Genomic DNA, 19,878 nt, shown 5'->3' with positions numbered 1-19,878 from the left:
TATTCGATATTCTTCCCTGCATTCCAGGTTTCCGGAACCGGTGCATCACCAAATGCACGCGGGTGCCAGCTTTCCTGAGCGGGGGCATTACACCGGTTCAGGCCCCGCCTTGTTTTCCAAGCCGATGCATCACATGGTTCAGGCACATGTCTGGTTTCGTGAACCGATGCGTCACGGAGCTTAGGCGTGTGAGGGGTCGTTATCCGGCGAAATCTCCGCCGCGCAATTTGTGCGTGGCGGCCCACCCCATGATTGCAGCGAGGGCACGACGCGAACCGTATGGACCGCTTCCAGGAAATGAAGGTGTTTGTCGCCATCGTCGATTGCGGCAGTTTTGTCGGTGCGGCCGATATGCTCGGCTTATCAAAGGCGGCAGTGTCGCGCACACTGAACGAACTCGAGAGCCGGTTGGGTGTGCGCTTGCTTAACCGCACCACCCGGCGCCTTTCACTCACCGGCGAAGGCGCCACCTTCCACATACGCAGCAAGGCCGTGTTGGCCGACGTGGACGAAGCCGAGGCCGAGATCACCGCCGGCACCGGCGAGGCGCGCGGCCCGCTTAAGATCAACGCGCCCGTTACCTTCGGCCTGCTGCATCTGGCACCGTTGTGGGGCGGCTTCATGGCCCAGCACCCAGCCGTGATGCTGGACATTACACTGGCCGATCGCCTGGTGGATGTGGTGGAAGAAGGCTACGATCTGGTGATACGCGTCGGGCGGCTGCGCAGCTCATCGCTCATCAGCCGTCAGTTATCGAGCACACGCATGGTGTTGTGCGCCTCGCCGCGCTATCTTGATGAGCACGGCCGCCCCACTGAGCCCGCCGAACTGGCGAGCCACTCCATCCTGGCCTACAGCCTGTTTTCCATGGGCGACCAATGGGCCTTCACGGGGCCCGACGGGCCGGTAAGCGTCAATGTCAACCCGCGCATGCGCACCAATAGCGGCGACACCTGCCGCGATGCCGCCCTGCAACACATGGGTATCATTCTGCAACCATCGTTTCTTGTGGGCGATGACCTGCGCAGCGGCGCGCTCGAAGAAATCATGCCCAACTACCGTTCGATAGAGCTGGGCGTATACGCGCTCTACCCGAGCAGACAGCATGTTTCGCCCAAGGTACGGCTACTGATTGATTACCTGCGGCAAGCGCTGGGGGGCCGGACATGGTGACATCGATTGGGGCACGGAAACAGACGTTTTGTTTCGTTACCTTGCGCAAGAACGCCGCCCCCCGCCCACCAGCGCCTATATCGCCATTTCGGTCGGCGGCGCGTACAAGCCCGCACGGGCGGTGCGCGCACCCATCCGCACCAAACTAGAAGCCATTCCCACAGCGCTTGCCACGCCATCAATAATCGGCACGCCGAATTCGCTGCCGAGCTGCCGATGCAGGGCAGCCATCCCGGCGCAGCCCAGAACGATGGCCGTGGCGCCGTCATCATCAATGGCACGCCGTATCGTGGCGCGCAGCTTGCCCACGGCTTGATCCGACGGATGCTCCAGATCCAGCACGGGCACGTTCGCCGCCAGCACCGACGCGCAACGGTGCAAAAGGCCGTAGCGCTGCAAATTGGCACGCAGTATGGGCGTGGAGCACGGCAGGGTTGTCACCACTGAAAACTGCTCTGCCACACACGCGGCTGCATAATATGCCGCTTCACCTATACCCACCACCGGTTTACTCGTGATGCTGCGCGCAGCATCCAGCCCGGTATCATCAAAGCACGCAATGATAAAGGCATCGGCGCAGTGATCGCCGGCGATTATATCCAGCAGCCCCGGAACTGCACGCGCGCCATCGACCACGCCCTGAATCGCGGACGGCCCCATATGATTCGTGACGCCGCGCACCTTGATATCTTCGGCACCCGCGCACTGTGCCGCGACGGTGATCGCATCGGTCATCGTCGACGACGCATTGGGATTGACGATCAGCACGTTCATGTCGGCACGGCCTCTTGCGTGGCAGGCATGCGAAGGCGCTCGGATTGCTTGCTTTCCCACTGTGCCACCGACATGGTGGGCAAATCGAAGAGGTCGCGTGTGCTTGCGTAGGCGTGGCCGCCCATGCGGCCTACAGCATCCAGCCCCGCCTGGTCCACATAGAAACGCTGCGCGTCGAGAATGTCTTCACGGATGTGCATACGCACCACCTGCCCCATAATGATTTCACGCGAACGACCGACGTTAAGCGTGACATAGCGACGGCATTCGAGCGCGATCGGCGACTCGAGAATATACGGGCAATCGACGGCCACGCCCGGCATGGGCGTCAGCCCAGCGGCAGCGAGCTCGTCTACATTGGGCGGAAACGGCACCGCACAGGTATTCATGGCATCCATCAGCGCCATGTCCACGATATTGACCGTGAACACTTCTGTCATCCGTATATTGCGGGCGGTATCTTTGAACGACACGTCTTCATGGTTTTCGACGCCGAGCGCGACAATGGCGGGATCGGCGGACAGGCAATTGAAAAAACTGTATGGTGCTGCATTCGCCACCCCGTCTGTGCTGCGCGTGGTCACCAGCGCAATAGGCCGCGGCACGACAGCGCCGATCAGAAGCTTGTATCGCTCCCGGGCAGAAATCTGGCTGAAATCCACACTGACATGGTGACGGCCTGCGCATGCGGCCAGAGTTTGCGACACAGACATACAGCGTCTCCTGATTTGCAATATTGAAAAATACGACCTACGTTGAATGGACGTAGCCGCTCAAGATGGCCCGAATATCGGGCTCCAAGCCCTGTTCGGTGATGTTGGCGCGCGCTTCAACGGCGCTTAAATGGTGCTCCATGACGTGCATGGCTTTGTCGGGGTCACGGCGCTGCAGCGCATCGATAATTTGCATGTGCTCATCAATGCCGCACTCGCCCGAGTGCGGACGGCTGTAGAGCGCCAGTATGAGTGAGCAACGCGAGACAATCTCACTGACATAGCGGGCCAGCGGGCGCGAGCCCGTAAGCTCGGCCAGCAGCGTATGAAACTCCCCCGCTAGCCGCATGGATAACGGCCCCTTGCTGCCCAGCGCCGCTTCTTCTTTGCGCACATGCTCGCGCAGCGCATCCAGTATTGCCGGGCTGACTTGCCGCGCCAGACGCGAGACTACTTCGCGCTCAAGACAGCGGCGCAGCGAAAAAATATCCAGCGCTTCTTCGAGTGAAGGCTCGGCAACGGTAGCCCCTTTGTTGGGGCGAATATCCACCAGCCCTTCGGCGCTCAGCCGCACCAGCGCATTGCGTACGCTGGTACGGCTGACGCCGAACTGCTCGCCGATGATGTCTTCGGGCAATTTGACGCCCGGACGCAATGCCTGCTCGATGATGGCGCGGCGCAGCGAGTAGTAGATCGCTTCGCTGCGGTTTGCTTGTTGATTGGACATGCTCATATTGTATTCAATTTGTTTAATTAATTGTATACGACAATTTCCGAAAAAGGACGGATCACTTCGAAAATCCCGTAAAAAAGCGAACAACACAAACACTATAAAGGACACAACAACAACAACAACTGCAGGTGCAGGTGCAGGTGCAGGTGCAGGTGCAGGAGCAGCCAGGACCATGGCGGCGGCACTCATGGCTGCAACTACGGCCGGGGATTGATCGCGGCGAGGCGCGGGTACGGCTCACATACCCCAGAGAAACGCAAAACAATCGCAGCGCCCCCCCCTACTCCGTTACGAGCCTGGGCACTAGGGAAAATACCCAAATGATTTCCATAGATTGTGTACGATTTAGCATTTATTATGCATACATTCAAAAACCGGAGACATGCTGATGCGATCCAAACACTTCATTGCCGCCCTGACGGCGAGTCTGCTCTGTCTATCTGCGGCCCATGCCGAAACGCTTCGCTGGGGGCCGGCACGGGACATCGGTTCGATGGATCCTTATGCCTACGGCGATAGCTTCGCCATCAACGTACTAAGCAATGTATACGAGGGCTTGGTTCGTTATAACCGCGACTTGAAGATCGAGCCCGCTTTGGCTGCATCCTGGGAAGTCGTTTCGCCCGACACCTGGCGATTTAAACTGCGCAAGGGGGTCAAGTTTCACAACGGTAACCCCTTCACCGCCGACGATGTCATCGCCTCGCTCGATCGTGTCAGCGACCCGGCTTCACCGCTCAAGGGCAACCTGCCCGCCTACAAGAGCGTCCAAAAAATCGACGACCACACAGTCGACATCACGCTCACCGGCACCTACCCGCTGCTGCTCAACGATCTGACCAATATCCTCATTTTCGACAAGGAATGGCTGACTGAGCACAACGCGCTCAAGCCCACCGACATCGGCGCCAAGGTCGACGGTTACCCCACTTACAACGCTAACGGCACAGGCCCGTTCAAACTTGAATCGCGGCAGCCCGACGCCAAAACCGTCTTCGTAAAAAACACAAACTGGTGGGATACGCCGCAGCACAATCTGGATCGCATCGAGTTCACCCCCATTTCCTCGCCCGCCACGCGCGTGGCGGCGCTGTTGTCGGGCGAAATCGACTTCGTCGAAGACACGCCCATACAGGATCTGCCGCGCCTGAAAGCTGCGTCCAATGTTCGCGTGCTGGAGCGCACTGATCTGCGCACCATCATGTTCGGCATGAACCGCAAGCCCACCCTCGAAGATGGGCGCCCCAATCCATTCAACAAGCTCGAGGTGCGTCAGGCATTGCAGCATGCCATCGACCTGAACCTGCTTAAGAAACGCGTCATGCGCGACAAATCACGCGTCGCCGGCACGCTGGTGGCGCCCGAGATCCCGGGCTATGACCGCGCGCTCGATACACCCGCCGCCTATGACCCCGAGTTGGCAAAGAAGCTGCTGGCCAAGGCAGGCTATCCCGATGGCTTCGACTTTACGCTCAACTGCTTCTCGACATCGTATGTGAACGAAGAACAAATCTGTCAGGCCGTCGCGTCGATGTTCTCGCGCATCGGCGTCAAACCCAAGCTTGATGTCGCACCGCGCGCCATCCAGCTTCCCAAGCGGATCAGTGGCAAGACGGATATGTACACGCTGGGCTGGGCCAATGAACCCATGCTGGATTCCTACAGCATCCTTGTGCAGGTACTGCACACCAAAAACGATACCGCGGGCGTATTCAACTGGGGCGGTTGGTCTTACCCCAAGCTGGACGCCATCATTAACCAGGCCGGCAAAGAAATGGATGCCGCCAAACGCGTCGCACTAGAGACGGAAGCACTCAAGCTGGCCAAAGATGAAGTGCTGATGATCCCTCTGCACCAGCAGCCCATCGCGTGGGCCGTGTCGACCAAATTCAAAGACTTTCCGCAAACCGCCGACAACAAACCCCGCCTCTGGTACGTCAAGTAAGCGCCGGAGTCTACCCTCGGCATACCGGCCGGCGGGCAGGTATGCCGCACACGCAGCAGGAGTGACGCATGTTGGTGTTTCTGATAAAGCGGCTGTTCAATGCCGCGCTGGTCATGCTGGTGGTCGCCGGCCTTGCTTTCATGATTTTCCGCTATATCGGCGACCCTGTTGAGCTGATGCTCAATGAGCAGGCCACACAGGCGGACCGCGAGCATCTGCGCGAGCGCCTGGGGCTGAACGATAGTGCACCCGCGCAGTTTGCCCGCTTCGTGACGCGCGGAGCACAAGGTGATTTCGGTATTTCCTACCGCAACCAACAGGAAGTGTCGGGGCTGATCGCGGAGCGCTTCCCCGCCACCTTGGAACTTGTGCTGGTGGCAACGCTTCTGTCGCTGGTCATCGGCATACCGCTAGGCGTTCTGACAGCCATCCACAAAGGAAAATGGCATGCGGAGTGCCTACAGTTCGCCTCGATCATGGGCGTATCACTGCCCTCCTTTGTCGTGGGCATACTTCTGATTCTGGTTTTCTCGGTGGCGTTGGGATGGGCACCCGCTTTTGGCCGGGGCGAGGTGGTGGATCTGGGTTGGTGGCGCACTGGCCTGCTCACAGCTTCTGGGCGCGCCGCACTGATTTTGCCTGCTATTTCGCTGGCACTGTTCCAGATCACGCTGGTAATGCGGCTGGTGCGCGCGGAAATGCTGGAAACCCTGCGCACCGACTTCATCAAGTTTTCCCGGGCGCGCGGCATTCCACTCAAGACGGTTTACTTCAAGCATGCCTTGCGCAACTGCCTGATGCCCGTCATCACCATCACAGGTATGCAGGTCGGCAACCTGATCGCGTTCGCCATCATTACCGAGACTGTATTTCAGTGGCCGGGCATGGGGCTGCTGTTCATCCAGGCCGTGACATTCGTCGACTTGCCCGTCATGGCCGCCTATCTGTGCATTGTTTCGTTCATATTCGTCACCATCAATACCCTCGTAGATATCACTTATGCGCTCATCGACCCCAGGCTGCGACACAATGGCTATTGATACCAAATCCGCAGCGCCAGCAATGGCGCAGCGCGCACCCGCACCTCGCACATCATTCTGGCGCCGTATGCGGCAAAGCGATCTGTGGTGGTCGTTCACCCACAAGCCGCTCGCAGTTGGCGCAGCCGTCGTCCTCGCGCTGCTTATCGCCGCCGCGTTCCTGGCCTCCTGGGTTACCGTTCAGAACCCCTACGATATCGCGTCGCTCGATCTGATGAATGCGGAGATCCCGCCGATCTGGAACAGCGAAGGGCAATGGCCTTTCCTGCTGGGCTCCGACGTGCAAGGGCGCGACGTGCTGTCCGCGATCCTGTATGGCTCGCGCGTCTCGATCATCATCGGCATCGCCTCGGTGGCGCTGTCGCTCGCCATAGGCGTCACAATCGGCCTGCTGGCGGGCTACTTCGGCGGATGGGTGGACAGCCTGCTGATGCGGGCCGGCGATATCCTGCTGTCGATTCCCAATATCCTGATCGCTATTCTCGTGAGCGCCGTGTTTCGCGAGTTGCTGCCCGAAAGCATGCGAGACAGCTTCGCCGCTTTGATATTGGTCTTGGCGATATCACTGACATCGTGGGTGCAGTATGCGCGCACGGTGCGGGCGCTGGCCATGCTCGAACGCAACAAAGACTATGTGCATGCCGCCATCCTGACACGCGTGCATCCCTTCAAGATCATGTTCAAGCATATTCTGCCCAACACGCTAACGTCTATCATGGTGGCGGCGACGCTCAATTTTGGCCTGGCCATCCTGATCGAAGCCACACTCAGCTTTCTTGGCGTCGGCATGCCGCCCACCGAACCTTCGCTGGGCACACTGATCCGGCTGGGCAACGAGTACCTGTTCTCGGGCCTGTGGTGGACCGTAGTCTTTCCCGCCGCCCAGCTCTGCCTGCTTGTCCTGGCCGTCAATGTGCTGGGTGACTGGCTGCGCGACGCCTTGAACCCAAAATTGCGATAGGAAACCATTGCTCACCATGACTGCTTCTCTATTGATCAAGAACGTGCGCCCGATGGGCGGGGCCTCGACGGATATTCTGATTGAGAACGGCCGCATCAGCGCCATCGGCGCCGCGCTGCAAACACCAGCGGGCACGCTGGTCGAAGACGGCGGCGGCCGGATCGCTTTGCCGGGGCTTGTCGACGCACACACGCACCTGGACAAGTCCCTGCTGGGCATGGACTGGTACCGAAATGAAGTGGGCCCGGCCCTGATCGACAAGATCGAAAACGAACGCACAGCCAAAGCCGAACTCGGCATCGATCCGAAACGCCAGGCAATACGCCAATCCATTGCGTCCGTGGCGTATGGCACCAGCCACATCCGCAGCCACGTCGACGTCGATACGCTATATGGCCTGGCGGGCGTTGAAGGGGTAATGCAGGCGCGTGAAGCCTTGCGCGATATCGTCGACATCGAGCTGGTTGCCTTTCCGCAAAGCGGGCTGCTGCTGCGCGACGGGACGCTGGATATGATGGCGCGCGCCCTGGAAATGGGTGTTGAAGTCATAGGCGGCATCGATCCCTGCGGCATGGACCGTGATCCCAAGGGCCACCTGGACGCCCTGTTCGGCCTGGCCGAGCGTTTCGGCCGACCCCTCGACATCCACCTGCACGAAACGGGCGAGCTGGGCGCATTCTCCATGGAGCTGATCATTGAGCGCACACGGGCTCACGGCATGCAAGGCAAGGTCGCTGTCAGCCATGCGTTCTGCCTGGGCGCGCCCGACAGCGCCATGACCGAGCGCCTGATCGCCGCCCTCGCCGACCTGCACATCCACATTCTTACCACTGGCCCTGCGGCGCGCCCCACGCCGCCGGTCGCGCGGCTGCGGGAGGCGGGCATCCTGGTCGGCGGCGGCAACGACGGCTTCCGCGACACATGGGGGCCTTACGGCAACGGCGACATGCTCGAGCGCGCGATGATGATAGGCCTACGCAACAACTTCCGCCGCGACGATGAAGTAGAAATCGCACTGGATGTCTGTACCCGCGGCGGTGCGCAAATCATGGCGCTGCCCGACTACGGCTTGCAGCCGGGCTGCCGGGCTGATCTGTTCCTCACTGAAGGCCGCACACTCTCCGAAGCCGTGGTGCTGCATGCACCGCGCGCGCTCGTGCTCAAGCGCGGGCGCGTAGTAGCCCGCGAGGGCCAAGCGCTCATGGAGACACCATGAATCAGTCGACCGACTCCCTGGCCACCCTTGCGCTGGGCCAACGCCCGGATGGGCCCACCCTGCTTCAGGCACAGTGGGTAATGGGGCACGAGAACGGCAAACACGTTCTGTACCGCAACGGCCAGCTCGTCTTCGACGAAGACCGCGTTACTTACGTCGGCCATCGCTACGCGGGCCACGCCGCGCGCCGCATCGACCTCGGCCCGGCGCTGGTGGGCCCCGGCTTTGTGGATCTGGACGCCTTATCCGATCTGGACACCACCGTGCTCGGCTATGACAACCAGCCAGCCTGGAAGAAAGGCCGGGTATGGCCCGAAACCTATGTGGCTAGCGGCCCCTACGAAATGTACACCGAGCAGCAGTTGGCATTCCAGAAGCGCTACGCCTTTGCGCAACTGCTCTGCAACGGCATTACCACCGCAGCGCCCATCGCATCGCTGTTCTATCGCGAATGGGGAGAAACCCCGGAAGAATTCGCATCGGCCGCCGACATCGCCGCCGAGCTGGGTTTGCGCGTGTATCTGAGCCCGGCCTATCGCTCCGGCGGCGTGGTCGTGACAGCGGACGGCCGCATGCAGCCTCGCTTCGACGAGGCACGCGGCATGCGTGGGCTGCAGGATGCGCTTGCGTTCCATGAACACCATGACAACAGCCGCGGCGGCCTGGTGCGGACACTGCTGGCGCCCGACCGCATTGAAACCTGTACCGCCAAACTTCTGCACGCCACGATGCGCGCCGCGCAGGAGCGCGACCTGCCTGTGCGCCTGCACATGGCGCAAGGTGCGATGGAGGAAGAGATCATGCAAGGGCTGCACGGCACAACCGCGCCCCGCTGGCTGCACAGCCTGGGCCTGCTGTCCGACCGCCTCATCGCGCCCCACGCAACCCGCGCCAAACCCGAAGAACTTGAACTGTACCGGGATCACGGCGTGACCATCGTCCACTGCCCGCTGGTTTCGGCGCGCGGCGGCAGTGTGCTGCGCTCATTCCGCCTGTGTCGCGACATGGGCATCAACATTGCCATGGGCACAGATACGGCGCCGCCCGACATGCTGGCCAACCTGGCCGCGGGCATGATGCTATGCCGCGTGGTGGAAGGCAGCGCCGATGCCTGCCGCGCCGAAGAATTCTATGACGCCGCCACCCTCGGCGGCGCCAAGGCGCTGCACCGCAACGATATCGGCCGACTTGCGCAGGGCTGCAAGGCCGACATTGCAGTATTCGATCTTGCCAGCATGCGCACCGGCCCCGCCATCGACCCGGTGCAAACCTTGATGATCAGCGGCCAGGGCTCGCTGGTCAGCGCCGTGTTCGTTGACGGCCGTCTCTCGATGCGAGACGGACAGGTGGCGGGGATGGACATGCACCAGGCGCAGCGCCAGGCGCAGGCACAGTTTGACGGCCTCATTCAGAAATACCCGGAGCGTACATATGGACATCCCACTGTTCAAGAAATTTTTTCCAGCAGTTACCGCATTTACGAACCCGGCGCACACGATGCACGCCGCGCCTGACGCACACCATAGCGACAAGCAGCACGCATCGCCGCCTCGTACGGACACCGTGCTGGAGGTACGCGATCTGCGGGTCGAGTTCCCAACCCGCTTTGGCGTGCTGAACGCGGTGTCCGACATCTCGTTTTCGATACGCCGTGGCGAGATCCTGGGCGTCGTAGGAGAATCGGGCGCCGGCAAATCCATGACCGGACAGGCCATCCTCGGCTTGCTGGAACCGCCGGGCCGTATCGCGCACGGCCAAATACTGCTTAACGGCGTCCGCATCGACAACCTCGCTGACCGCGAAATGGAAAAGGTGCGCGGGCGGCGCATTGGCGCCATATTCCAGGACCCGCTCACCAGCCTGAATCCGCTGTTTACCGTGGGTGAGCAGCTCGTAGAGACCATCTGCCTGCATCTTGGCCTGACGCGCGCCCAGGCGCGCACCCGCGCCATCGACCTGCTTCGCGAAGTGGGGATCCCAGCACCCGAAGAACGCATCGACCACCATCCGCACCAGTTCTCGGGCGGTATGCGCCAACGTGTCGTGATCGCATTGGCGCTGTCAGCCGAGCCGGAACTGATCATCGCTGACGAACCCACGACGGCGCTGGACGTCTCGATCCAGGCGCAGATTACCGCGCTGCTGCGCCGCCTCTGTCGCGACCATGGCACCGCCATCATGCTGGTCACGCACGACCTGGGCGTGATTGCCGAAACAGCGGATCGCGTCGCGGTGATGTACGCCGGCCGCATGGTCGAACTCGCCCCAGTGGAAACCGTCATACGCCAGGCGCGGCATCCGTACACCTCGGGTTTGATGCAGTCCATCCCCGCGCTGGGCGCACGCGTGCCGCGTTTGACGCAGATCGACGGCGCCATGCCGCGCCTGGATGCGATACCAGCGGGCTGCGCATTCAACCCGCGCTGCAAAGAGGCCGGATCGCGATGCCGCACTGAACGTCCCTCTTTGACCGATATCGACGCCTCCAGCGTCGCCTGCTGGCTTTATTCCAAAGGTGTGAATTGATGATGCAGCAACCCACCGTATCCCCATCGCCGGCGGTGTATCCGCCTCCCGCCTTGAAGGTAAGCAGCGTGAGCCGTATTTTCGACGTCTCGCCGCCGCTGCTCAACCGAATTGTCGAGCGCAAGCCGCGCAGGCTGCTGACCGCGGTGGACGACGTGTCGTTCGAGGTGCCCGCCGGCGGCTGCCTGAGCCTCGTGGGTGAATCGGGCTGCGGCAAGTCCACCCTGGCAAGGCTGGTCGTAGGGCTTTTCCCGCCATCATCCGGCGACATCCGCTTCAGTGCGGACGACACAGGCAAGCCGTTGTCGATTCAGATGATTTTCCAGGATCCGCACGCCAGTCTCAATCCGCGCTGGCGCATCGCCGATATTATCGCGGAGCCCATCCGCGAACTGAAGCTGCGCAGCAGCGAAACCCAGGTGCGTGAACGTGTGGCGGAACTCCTGACCACCGTAGGCCTCACCGCCAGCGACGGTCGCAAGTTTCCGCATGAGTTCTCGGGCGGCCAACGCCAGCGCATCTCGATCGCGCGCGCCCTGGCCGCCGAGCCGGCATTTCTGGTATGCGACGAGCCGACTTCAGCGCTGGACGTATCGGTTCAAGCGCAGATCCTGAATCTGATGCGCGATCTGCAAGACCGGCTCAAACTAACGTATCTGTTCATCAGCCACGACCTGAGCGTCGTGCGCCATATGTCGGATCGAATCGCTGTCATGTACCTGGGCCGCATCGTCGAAGAAGGCCCTACCGAGGCGCTATTCAGCCAACCGCGCCACCCGTACACCAGGCTGCTGCTCGACACGATCCCCAATCTTGCGGCGCCGAACCGCACCCGCGAAGCGAGCACAGGCGAAATACCCAACCCGATCAACGCCCCCTCGGGATGCAGCTTCCACCCTCGCTGCCCACTGGCGACGGCACGCTGCAAGCGTGAACGCCCCGTGATGCGGGAAATCGCGCCCGGCGTGCGTACGGCCTGCCACGAGGCCTAACCGGCCTTGGCGCCGGGCGGCAGGTTGGATCGCACCAGCCTGCCGGCAATCGATTCCGTCATGGGTATATCGGGGATGACGTCATCCGGGCCGAACCAGCGTGCGTCGGCAATTTCATCTTCCTGGATGCGCAGTTCGCCCCCCGCGTACTCGGCGGTATAAGCCACCATCAGCGAATGGGGAAACGGCCAGGACTGGCTGCCGAAATAGCGTAGATCAGCGACCTTCAGGCCAACTTCTTCGAGCACTTCGCGGTGAATGGCTTCTTCGAGGTTTTCACCCGCCTCGACAAACCCAGCCAAGGCGGTATAGCGCGCAGTGGCATAGGTGGCATGGCGCGCCAGCAGGATGTGGTCGCCGCGCCGGATCAGCACCATCATCGCCGGTGAAATGCGGGGGTAGGCCGAGAAGCCACAGTTGGGACAATGGAAACACAATTCTTTGCCAGACTTTTGCATAGGCGTGGCGCACACGCCGCAATAGCGATGCGTGCGCACCCATTCCGACACCTGAAAAGCTCGGCTGGCCAAGGCGGCCGTCTGGCCCAGTTCGGACAGCAGCGCCCTGAGCTTGCGGAAGGCATAGCCGGCCGGCGCCTGGGCATCGCGCCGCACGTGGCAGGTGAGATGGTCAGGCCCGCCATTCAGCCACACTGGTTGAAGATCCATCGCGCCAGCCAGCGCGCAGGCTGCCGCGTCTGGCAGCGCCAGCCTACAGTCTGCCCTGCTTGCCTCATCGCCCGCCACCCCGTTTGCCGGCATGCCGTCGCGCACCAACAGTTCATCGCCTCGAAATACGAAATTCACGCTACACCCTTATGTTGATTGCCCGCATGGCGGCACACCGCGCACCGGGGCTGCGGCAAACATCCGGGTACGCAGCCCAGCGGCACCGCCCTTATACCGCTGCCTGCGCCGCGCACAGGGTATACACACGTATCAACGTCCCGCCCTCAGCGCCACGCCCAACTTCCAGCCGCCAACCCAGACGTTCGCACGTCAGCGTAACAATATACAACCCAAGGCCGCTCAGCGCGGTGCCGTCCGAGGACAGGCGCTTCTCGCCGCGTAAAATGGCCTGCTGCTCGGCGCCAAGCCCGCCGCCCTCGTCGCCCACTTCGATCAGCCCCGGCGCCAGAACAACATGTACAGATTGCTGCGTATGCTGCAAAGCGTTCTGGATCAGATTTCGCAACAACATCGTGACCAGCGTCGGATCAGCTTGGGCAACCGCGGTACCGCGCACTGCCAGCATCACGCGCTCACCGGCAGCGTGGCTGACGGCGAGATCGTCGATCACCTGGCGCGCGACCTCGCCCATGTCGATATGCTGAAGCGTTGTCGTGCCGCCATCGCGCCGCGCCAGCTTCAGCAGCACATCGACGTTGGCGCGCATCTCATCGCAGGCTCGCCGCATTCTCGCCAGCGTGGTTCTGTCATTCGCGTTCAGTTGACCGCGCGCTTCAATAATATCCAGCGCGCCGGACATCACGGCAATCGGTGTGCGCAGCTCATGGCTTGCCAGGCCCAGCAGCGATTGCTCCCGTTTGACGTACGATTCGAGCTCATCAAGAAAACGATTGAACGTCGTGGCGATGGTATGCAATTCGGCTTCAGCGTAGTCTTCATTGATGCGCGGCATATTGGCGCCCACAGGCACCCGGCTGATATGCTGGGCCAATAGCCTGAGCGGCATCACGATGCGCCTGGCCCCCAGCAGCGCCAGCAGCAAGCTCAAGGCCACAATCACAAGGGTCATGATTACCAGCGCGATCTGAAACAGTGTCTCCCGGTCTTCAAAGTGGGTGATGTTCTTGGCCATATAAAGGATGCCGGCGCCCATCACTTGCACATTGACGATATACGTGCGGCCTTCGAAAACCAGCTCTTTGGAAAAGTCTTTTGCAGGCAGACCGCGCAGCACTGCAGGCATGGCGGCAGGCCTGTCGTGCCCCTTGGGTATATAGACAATGGCAATATCCTGGGTGTCCCACACCAGCATCTCGTCGGGAGGACGATTTTGCAGGATGAAGTCGCGTTCCTCGCTGTATTCGATCCGCATCATCGTCTCTTCGAGATCTTCATTGACCAGCAACACTGTGACCACCATGGCGCCCATGCTCAGCAGGCTCACCGCCAAGATGGCGCGATACATGCGCCGCGCGATGGATTTCAGCTTGCTCATGTGTGATCGGGCGCGAGCAACCGATAGCCGCGCCCGTGCAGGGTCTTGATCATGGGAACATGAAAGGTGTCCTGCAACAGTTTACGCAACGAATACACATGCGTGCGTAATGTATTCATATCGACTTCCCGCTCGCCCCAAACGCGCTCCTGTATCTGCTGATACGAAAGAAAGCCTGGATAGGCCTTGATCAACTCCTCGAAGATGCGCGCCGCGGTGCCCGTGAGCTCGAGCGCGGTGCCATCGGCGGCATGCACTGTAAATGTGCCCGGATCATAGCTGACGCCCGGCGCCTGTATCGTGGGCGTACGCGCAAAGCCCGCCTTGCGCCGATAAAGCGCATCCACACGCAGCTGCAATTCACGCAGATTGAAAGGTTTGACCAGGTAATCGTCGGCGCCCACCTGAAAGCCCTGCTCCTTGTCGCTCAACTGATCTTTGGACGTCATGATGATGACTGGGGTCGTACAGTGCAGGTCGGCGCGCAAACGGCGGCAAATCTCGAAGCCCGAAATACCCGGCAGCATGACGTCCATGACGATCACGTCGTATTCATTGATCGCCGCCAGGTGCATGGCCGTCATGCCATCGCTGGCAAAATCGAGCACATAGCGTTCGCTGTCGAAAAACTCGAGCAGGTTGGCGGCCAGGCCTGCGTGGTCTTCGACAACCAACATGCGCACGTTATGTGAGGACGGTATCATTGTCGGGGTTGGTCTCCGGTGCCCGGGGGGGCCTTCACGCCTTCGAAGCGGGCCAGCGCCCGCGGTGCGTGGTTGTTATCTATTTTAATCAACACATAGCGCTTGTTCTGATACAGCGGCGCGAGGGGGTGGCCCAGCATCCGGGCCACTTGCGCCTCATTGTCCTTCGATACAGCCAGAAAACAGGCCTCCGTGCATGCCGAATGAGCCGCCAGGGCCGCGGCTGTCACAGCGCCGGCCTTGCCCGCGGAGTAAAACGTTGCCGAGAAAGGCGTTTTGCCAAGATACACCAAAGGGGTGCCGGGCTGATTCTGGCCTGCCACGAAACGCACCAGGTTACGCTCAGACTTGAGGGTGTTGGGCTCCAGCGCGCTCCACACACTCCATACCAGCACCACCGCCGGCACCAACGCCGCCAACAAAACGGCGCGAGATGCCATTCGCGGAAACACAGGGCTGGCCGCCTGTATCAGCATGGCCGCCAGGATGCTGAAAGCCGCCAGCGCCGGCAGTACATAGGTCCAGAGTATGTTTGCCGACAGGGTAAAAAAGATCGGGGTGAATACGGCCCATGCCAGCCAGTAGCCTGCGAGCGGGTCGGCGGCGACGCGAGAAACCGCCGTACGGACGCGGTGGCTGAATGGCGCTGCCGCCAGCGTAGCCACCACCAGTACCCCCCACGGGAAGGATGCCTGGAGCCAGTACACCCAGATCATGCCAAAGCGCTCCCGGTGCGCAGAACCATATAAGTCGCCCGCCCAGCCGGGATCAAGAAAGCGTCGGATATGCTCGCCGACAATGAAGTAATCCAGAAAACCGGGTGTTTTCAGCTCGGCCAGGATATACCACGGTACGCTGATCAACAGCATCAACAAAAGACCGCCAGCCCATGGCAGGCGCCTGGCCGCTCCCGCTCGTCGGCGATGCAACACCAGCCATGCCGCCACCGGCGTGGCAATCAAGACCGCCGCAAGCGGGCCTTTGGCAAGCAGGCCAATCGCCAGACCCAGAAAAAAGCCGTAGCGCCAGTACCAGGGTGCGGGCTCGCCGGGGACCGCATAGCACTGCGCCGCCACCCACTCAGGGCCGGCAGCGATGCGACTGGGCACTGCCTGGCTCGCCACGACAACCGCAAACGATATCATCGACAATGTCGTGCCCAGCGCCAGAAAAGGGTCAGTGAGAACCGCGCCAGAGCTGATATAGACCAACGCGCCGCTTGCATAGACAATCACCGACCACAGCGCCAGCCGTGAGCCGCGCAGGCGCCGCAAGCCCGCATACAATGTGGCTACACTGGCAAGCATGCATAGCCACGACGGCAGCCGTACGGTGAACTCACCCACGCCCAGCAGCCGCATAGACGCCGCCTCGGCCCAGAACGACAGCGGCGGCTTACCCCAGAAAGGCACGCCAGGGCTGAACCATGGGGTGATCCAGTCACCCGTTACTGCCATCACCCGCGCGATCTCCGCGTAGCGAGGTTCGCTCGTATCCGAAAGCGGCAATATCGCCATAGAAAGCAAAGGCAGCAGCAGGACGGCCGCCGCAATCCACCAGGCTCGTTCGCTATTACGCTGCATTGATGTGCCTCCTGGCGTCCGCGCGCGATACGCGCTGCGCCGCTCGCCCATGGCTGCGGATTACTTCCCGCACCAGATAAACCGGCCGGCGCTTGGCTTCGTAATACGTCTTGCCCACATACTCACCAAGCAGGCCTATCGACAACAACTGAGCACCGCCCAGCACCGAGATCAGGCAGATCAGCGACGGGTAGCCCCGCACGGGGTCGCCCAGCAGGATAGCCTTGGCAACGATCCACAGTGTGAACAGAACACCTACCAGTGCGGTCAACAGCCCCAGCCCCATCGCCATCCGCAATGGCGCAATCGAAAACGAGGTAATGCCTTCAAACGCCAAGTGGAGCAAGGCCAAATAGTCCCATTTGGTCGTACCAGCCGCGCGGGGCGCGCGATCATAGTCGATGATTACAGTCGGCATCCCTATCCACGAGAACAGGCCCTTCATATAACGGTTGCGTTCGCCCAGACGGTTCAGCGCATCCACCGCGCGCCGGCTCATCAGACGAAAATCGCCCGTATCCGGAGGGATCTCCACATCGCTGATGGCATTGAGCAGGCGGTAGAACTGATGGGCGCTCAGGCGCTTGAACCAGGTTTCACCAGCCCGCGAGCGGCGCCGCATACAGACCACGTCAGCGCCCTTGCGCCATGCCTTGATCATGTCGGGTATCAGCTCGGGCGGATCCTGCAGATCGGCATCGATCACGATCACCGCATCACCGCGGGCATGCGCAATCCCCGCCGTCAACGCCGCCTCTTTGCCAAAGTTGCGGCTCAGGAACACCGCCGTCACCCGCGCGTCCTGCTCTGTCAGCCCCTGCATGGCGGCCGGCGTACCGTCGCCGCTGCCGTCATCGACCAGCACCAGCTCATAGGCCATGCCCAGCCGAACCAGCACAGCGGTCAGGCGCTCGTACATCAGGCCAATGACTTCAATCTCGTTATAAAGTGGAACAACCACAGAAACATCCAGGCGCTGACCATCGTAGGCCCCAGGCTGCCAGCTTTCCACAAGCGCGTTCATGAACAAACACCTCTCCGTCCAAGAATGAACAATGTGGCGATCTTATGGATGCGCTCAACAAGAAAGCATCAATAAAAAATCAAGCAAACATCAATGCCGGCAGGATGCCAGCGTTTTGGCGGCGACTCCACGCCGATGCGCATTGCGGCGCCAGTGCCTGTACGGCGCACAAACCGTAGAATGGCCGCTTTGATCCGCCCCGTCCGCCATGTCTCAACTCAAACTTCTTGAAGACTTCATCGCACTGGCCCGTACGAGCAGCTTTGTGCGCGCGGCGCAGCAGCGCCATGTCACGCACCCCGCCTTCGGCCGGCGCATCCGCGCGCTTGAGTCGTGGGCCGGCGCCCCGCTGGTCAACCATGGCACCGTCCCGGTTTCGCTCACACCGCAAGGTGAGTCGCTGCTCAAGACGGCCTGCCAGGTGGTCGAGCAACTGGATCGGGTGCGCAGCCAGATCTCCACACAGTGCGGCGATACCGAAGGCTGCGTACGCATCGCCACGGGGCGCAGCCTGGCCCGCACGCTTGTGGCCGACTGGATCGCCCGCCTGCGCAAGGGCCGTCGCCCCGTGCTGGGGCCCTCCACACAGATTGAAATCGCCACCGGGATGATGGCCGATATGTCGGCCCTGCTTGCCAAGGGCAGGGCCGACCTGCTCTGCTGCTATGAGCATCCCGCACTGTCTCACCAACTTCAGCCAGGCAGCTACCAGTACATGACACTGGCCACCGACAAGCTCGTCCCCGTGTGTCAGGCCCTACGCAACGGCGAACCCCGTTTCACCCTGCCGCCTTCCGGCGCATCCCTGCCCCTCATTTCCTACACCGGCGGCCTGGCCATGGCCCGCATTCTGGGCGACAGGCTCGAAAGCATGCCGTACCCGCTGGTGCCGGCGGTGCGCTGCGACTCCCTCGACGCGGCATTTGGCGCCATGCTGAATGGGCTGGGCGTCGCTTGGCTGCCTTGGTCTATGGTGGCTGGCGACTGCCGGCGCGGCGTCCTTGCCGCGCTGGGAGGCCGGAACGATGAGATCGCATTCGAAGTGCGCCTCTACCGCCCCCGCGGCCGCCTGTCCGGCAACGCCGAGGCTGTATGGGACGCAACAGCGCGTACGACCTCCACGCAATAAGCACCTTGATGTGCCGATTCAGCACATCAAAGCGGCTTGGGAAAGTCAGAATACCGCTCGACTCGCGGCGCACAACGCCTCGGTTCATGGCTGCACACCGTTGCGGCGGCTGCCGCGCCAACCCGCTGGCTGGCCGTCTCGCACTCCCACAATGCACAACTCAAGGAGCGATCACCATGACGCACCTCCGCCAACGCGGCATCCTCACCGCCCTGCTCGCCACGGTCTCCCTCATCGGCACACTACCCGCCCAGGCCGATCCCTATCCGGCCCGGCCAATCACCATCGTTGTCGGCTACCCAGCCGGCGGCAGCGTCGATCTCACCGCACGTCTCCTGGCCGAGCAACTTGCACCCCACCTGGGCCAGCATGTCGTTGTCGAGAACATGGGCGGCGCTGGCGGCACCATTGGCGCCCAGCGTGTGGCCCGCGCGGAGGCCGACGGTTATACCTTGCTGCTCGGGTCCACCAACGAAATGGTGATTGCGGGCATGATCAACAAGGCAGTCAAGTACGACGGCCTGAAAGATTTCTCGTCGCTTGGCATGATCGCCTCGCAACCCATGGTTCTGGCCGCCTCGAAGGTGGCCGGCGTTACTACCGCCGGCCAGTACATCCAAAAACTCAAGGCCGGGCAGCCCGAAGAATACAATTACGGCTCCTCGGGTATCGGCACCACGCTCCATCTGGCCGGCGAAATGATCAACGAATCCGCCGGCATCCAGGCCCAGCACGTACCTTACCGCGGGGTATCGCCTTTGGTTACCGACCTGGTCAGCGGCCAGCTCAACTTCGGCCTGCTGGTCATGTCATCGGGCCTGCCGCAGATACAAGCCGGCAAGATCACAGCCCTGGGCGTCACCACCGCGCAGCGATCATCCGTAGCCCCCTCCATTCCCTCGCTCAGCGAAACACCCGGCTTCGAGAAAGTGGACATCAGTGTATGGTTTGGGTTGTACGGCCCCGCCGGGCTGCCCGCCGACGTCACAGGCAAGCTGCATACGGCGCTGTCCAAGGCGCTCACCACCAAAGCGCTGCGCGACAAGCTCGCAGCTAGCGGTGCAACGCTTTTTGCCCCAGGCGTCGATGCGCTACAGTTCCAACAGAACGAAACCAGCAAGTACGCGCATCTTGTAAAGCTTGCCGGCATTGATCAACGCAACTGACACGCGCCATAACCG

18 protein-coding genes are annotated in these 19,878 nt (G+C 61.6%); 10 read left to right on the top strand and 8 right to left on the bottom strand.

Going from position 1 to position 19,878, the window contains the following annotated elements; genetic code table 11:
* The first annotated feature begins 279 nt into the window (after positions 1–279).
* Positions 280–1,173, top strand: a complete 894-nt coding sequence (locus LOL23_RS06585) for a LysR family transcriptional regulator (protein ID WP_160977969.1) — start codon at positions 280–282, stop codon at positions 1,171–1,173.
* 75 nt (positions 1,174–1,248) lie between these two features.
* On the opposite strand, the gene LOL23_RS06580 is transcribed toward LOL23_RS06585, so the two are convergent.
* From LOL23_RS06580 to LOL23_RS06570, 3 genes are read right to left on the bottom strand one after another with little or no spacing between them, the layout of a single operon-like run.
* Positions 1,249–1,947, bottom strand: a complete 699-nt coding sequence (locus LOL23_RS06580) for an aspartate/glutamate racemase family protein (protein ID WP_160977971.1) — start codon at positions 1,945–1,947, stop codon at positions 1,249–1,251.
* Positions 1,944–2,660, bottom strand: coding sequence for a flavin reductase family protein (locus tag LOL23_RS06575; protein WP_160977973.1), 717 nt, complete (start codon positions 2,658–2,660; stop codon positions 1,944–1,946). The genes LOL23_RS06580 and LOL23_RS06575 overlap by 4 nt, the downstream gene beginning before the upstream one ends.
* Positions 2,661–2,697: 37 nt before the next feature.
* Positions 2,698–3,582 (bottom strand): GntR family transcriptional regulator, encoded by an 885-nt coding sequence (locus tag LOL23_RS06570; RefSeq protein WP_237173303.1) that lies wholly within the window; start codon positions 3,580–3,582, stop codon positions 2,698–2,700.
* A gap of 199 nt (positions 3,583–3,781) precedes the next feature.
* Here LOL23_RS06570 and LOL23_RS06565 point away from each other — a divergent pair, with 199 nt between their 5' ends.
* From LOL23_RS06565 to LOL23_RS06535, 7 genes are all read left to right on the top strand, one after another.
* Positions 3,782–5,338, top strand: a complete 1,557-nt coding sequence (locus LOL23_RS06565) for an ABC transporter substrate-binding protein (RefSeq protein WP_202411649.1) — start codon at positions 3,782–3,784, stop codon at positions 5,336–5,338.
* A gap of 68 nt (positions 5,339–5,406) precedes the next feature.
* On the top strand, positions 5,407–6,378 hold the full coding sequence (locus LOL23_RS06560; RefSeq protein ID WP_160977977.1) for an ABC transporter permease: 972 nt from the start codon (positions 5,407–5,409) through the stop codon (positions 6,376–6,378).
* 22 nt (positions 6,379–6,400) lie between these two features.
* Positions 6,401–7,339, top strand: coding sequence for an ABC transporter permease (locus LOL23_RS06555; RefSeq protein WP_160978600.1), 939 nt, complete (start codon positions 6,401–6,403; stop codon positions 7,337–7,339).
* A 16-nt stretch (positions 7,340–7,355) separates the two neighbouring features.
* A complete protein-coding gene (locus tag LOL23_RS06550) occupies positions 7,356–8,555 on the top strand; it encodes an amidohydrolase family protein (protein ID WP_160977979.1) in 1,200 nt (399 codons plus the stop codon).
* On the top strand, positions 8,552–10,069 hold the full coding sequence (locus tag LOL23_RS06545; protein WP_237173302.1) for an amidohydrolase family protein: 1,518 nt from the start codon (positions 8,552–8,554) through the stop codon (positions 10,067–10,069). The genes LOL23_RS06550 and LOL23_RS06545 overlap by 4 nt, the downstream gene beginning before the upstream one ends.
* Positions 10,053–11,081: an ABC transporter ATP-binding protein gene (locus LOL23_RS06540; RefSeq protein ID WP_160977983.1), complete on the top strand. Its 1,029-nt coding sequence runs from the start codon at positions 10,053–10,055 to the stop codon at positions 11,079–11,081. The genes LOL23_RS06545 and LOL23_RS06540 overlap by 17 nt, the downstream gene beginning before the upstream one ends.
* Positions 11,081–12,073: an ABC transporter ATP-binding protein gene (locus LOL23_RS06535; protein ID WP_237173301.1), complete on the top strand. Its 993-nt coding sequence runs from the start codon at positions 11,081–11,083 to the stop codon at positions 12,071–12,073. Before LOL23_RS06540 ends, LOL23_RS06535 begins: the two co-directional genes overlap by 1 nt.
* Here LOL23_RS06535 and nudC read toward each other — a convergent pair.
* The 5 genes from nudC to LOL23_RS06510 form a co-directional block, all read right to left on the bottom strand.
* A complete protein-coding gene (gene nudC / locus LOL23_RS06530) occupies positions 12,070–12,834 on the bottom strand; it encodes an NAD(+) diphosphatase (protein WP_160978604.1) in 765 nt (254 codons plus the stop codon). The two genes, LOL23_RS06535 and nudC, sit on opposite strands and share 4 nt — an antisense overlap.
* Positions 12,835–12,970: 136 nt before the next feature.
* Positions 12,971–14,257 (bottom strand): sensor histidine kinase, encoded by a 1,287-nt coding sequence (locus LOL23_RS06525; RefSeq protein WP_237173299.1) that lies wholly within the window; start codon positions 14,255–14,257, stop codon positions 12,971–12,973.
* Positions 14,254–14,961, bottom strand: a complete 708-nt coding sequence (locus LOL23_RS06520; RefSeq protein ID WP_202411650.1) for a response regulator transcription factor — start codon at positions 14,959–14,961, stop codon at positions 14,254–14,256. Before LOL23_RS06520 ends, LOL23_RS06525 begins: the two co-directional genes overlap by 4 nt.
* Positions 14,958–16,544 (bottom strand): ArnT family glycosyltransferase, encoded by a 1,587-nt coding sequence (locus tag LOL23_RS06515; RefSeq protein ID WP_160977985.1) that lies wholly within the window; start codon positions 16,542–16,544, stop codon positions 14,958–14,960. The genes LOL23_RS06520 and LOL23_RS06515 overlap by 4 nt, the downstream gene beginning before the upstream one ends.
* Positions 16,534–17,568, bottom strand: coding sequence for a glycosyltransferase family 2 protein (locus tag LOL23_RS06510; RefSeq protein ID WP_237173298.1), 1,035 nt, complete (start codon positions 17,566–17,568; stop codon positions 16,534–16,536). The genes LOL23_RS06515 and LOL23_RS06510 overlap by 11 nt, the downstream gene beginning before the upstream one ends.
* A 208-nt stretch (positions 17,569–17,776) precedes the next feature.
* Here LOL23_RS06510 and LOL23_RS06505 point away from each other — a divergent pair, with 208 nt between their 5' ends.
* Together LOL23_RS06505 and LOL23_RS06500 are read left to right on the top strand one after the other, a co-directional pair.
* Positions 17,777–18,697 carry a LysR family transcriptional regulator gene (locus tag LOL23_RS06505; RefSeq protein ID WP_160977989.1) on the top strand — a complete coding sequence of 307 codons (921 nt, stop codon included), beginning with the start codon at positions 17,777–17,779 and terminating at the stop codon, positions 18,695–18,697.
* Between the two features lie 176 nt (positions 18,698–18,873).
* Positions 18,874–19,863, top strand: a complete 990-nt coding sequence (locus tag LOL23_RS06500) for a Bug family tripartite tricarboxylate transporter substrate binding protein (protein ID WP_160977991.1) — start codon at positions 18,874–18,876, stop codon at positions 19,861–19,863.
* The last annotated feature ends 15 nt before the right edge of the window (positions 19,864–19,878 follow it).

Source organism: Paracandidimonas lactea (assembly GCF_021653995.1).
Lineage (GTDB): Bacteria > Pseudomonadota > Gammaproteobacteria > Burkholderiales > Burkholderiaceae_B > Allopusillimonas > Allopusillimonas lactea.
This window is presented reverse-complemented; position numbering and strand designations above follow the sequence as displayed.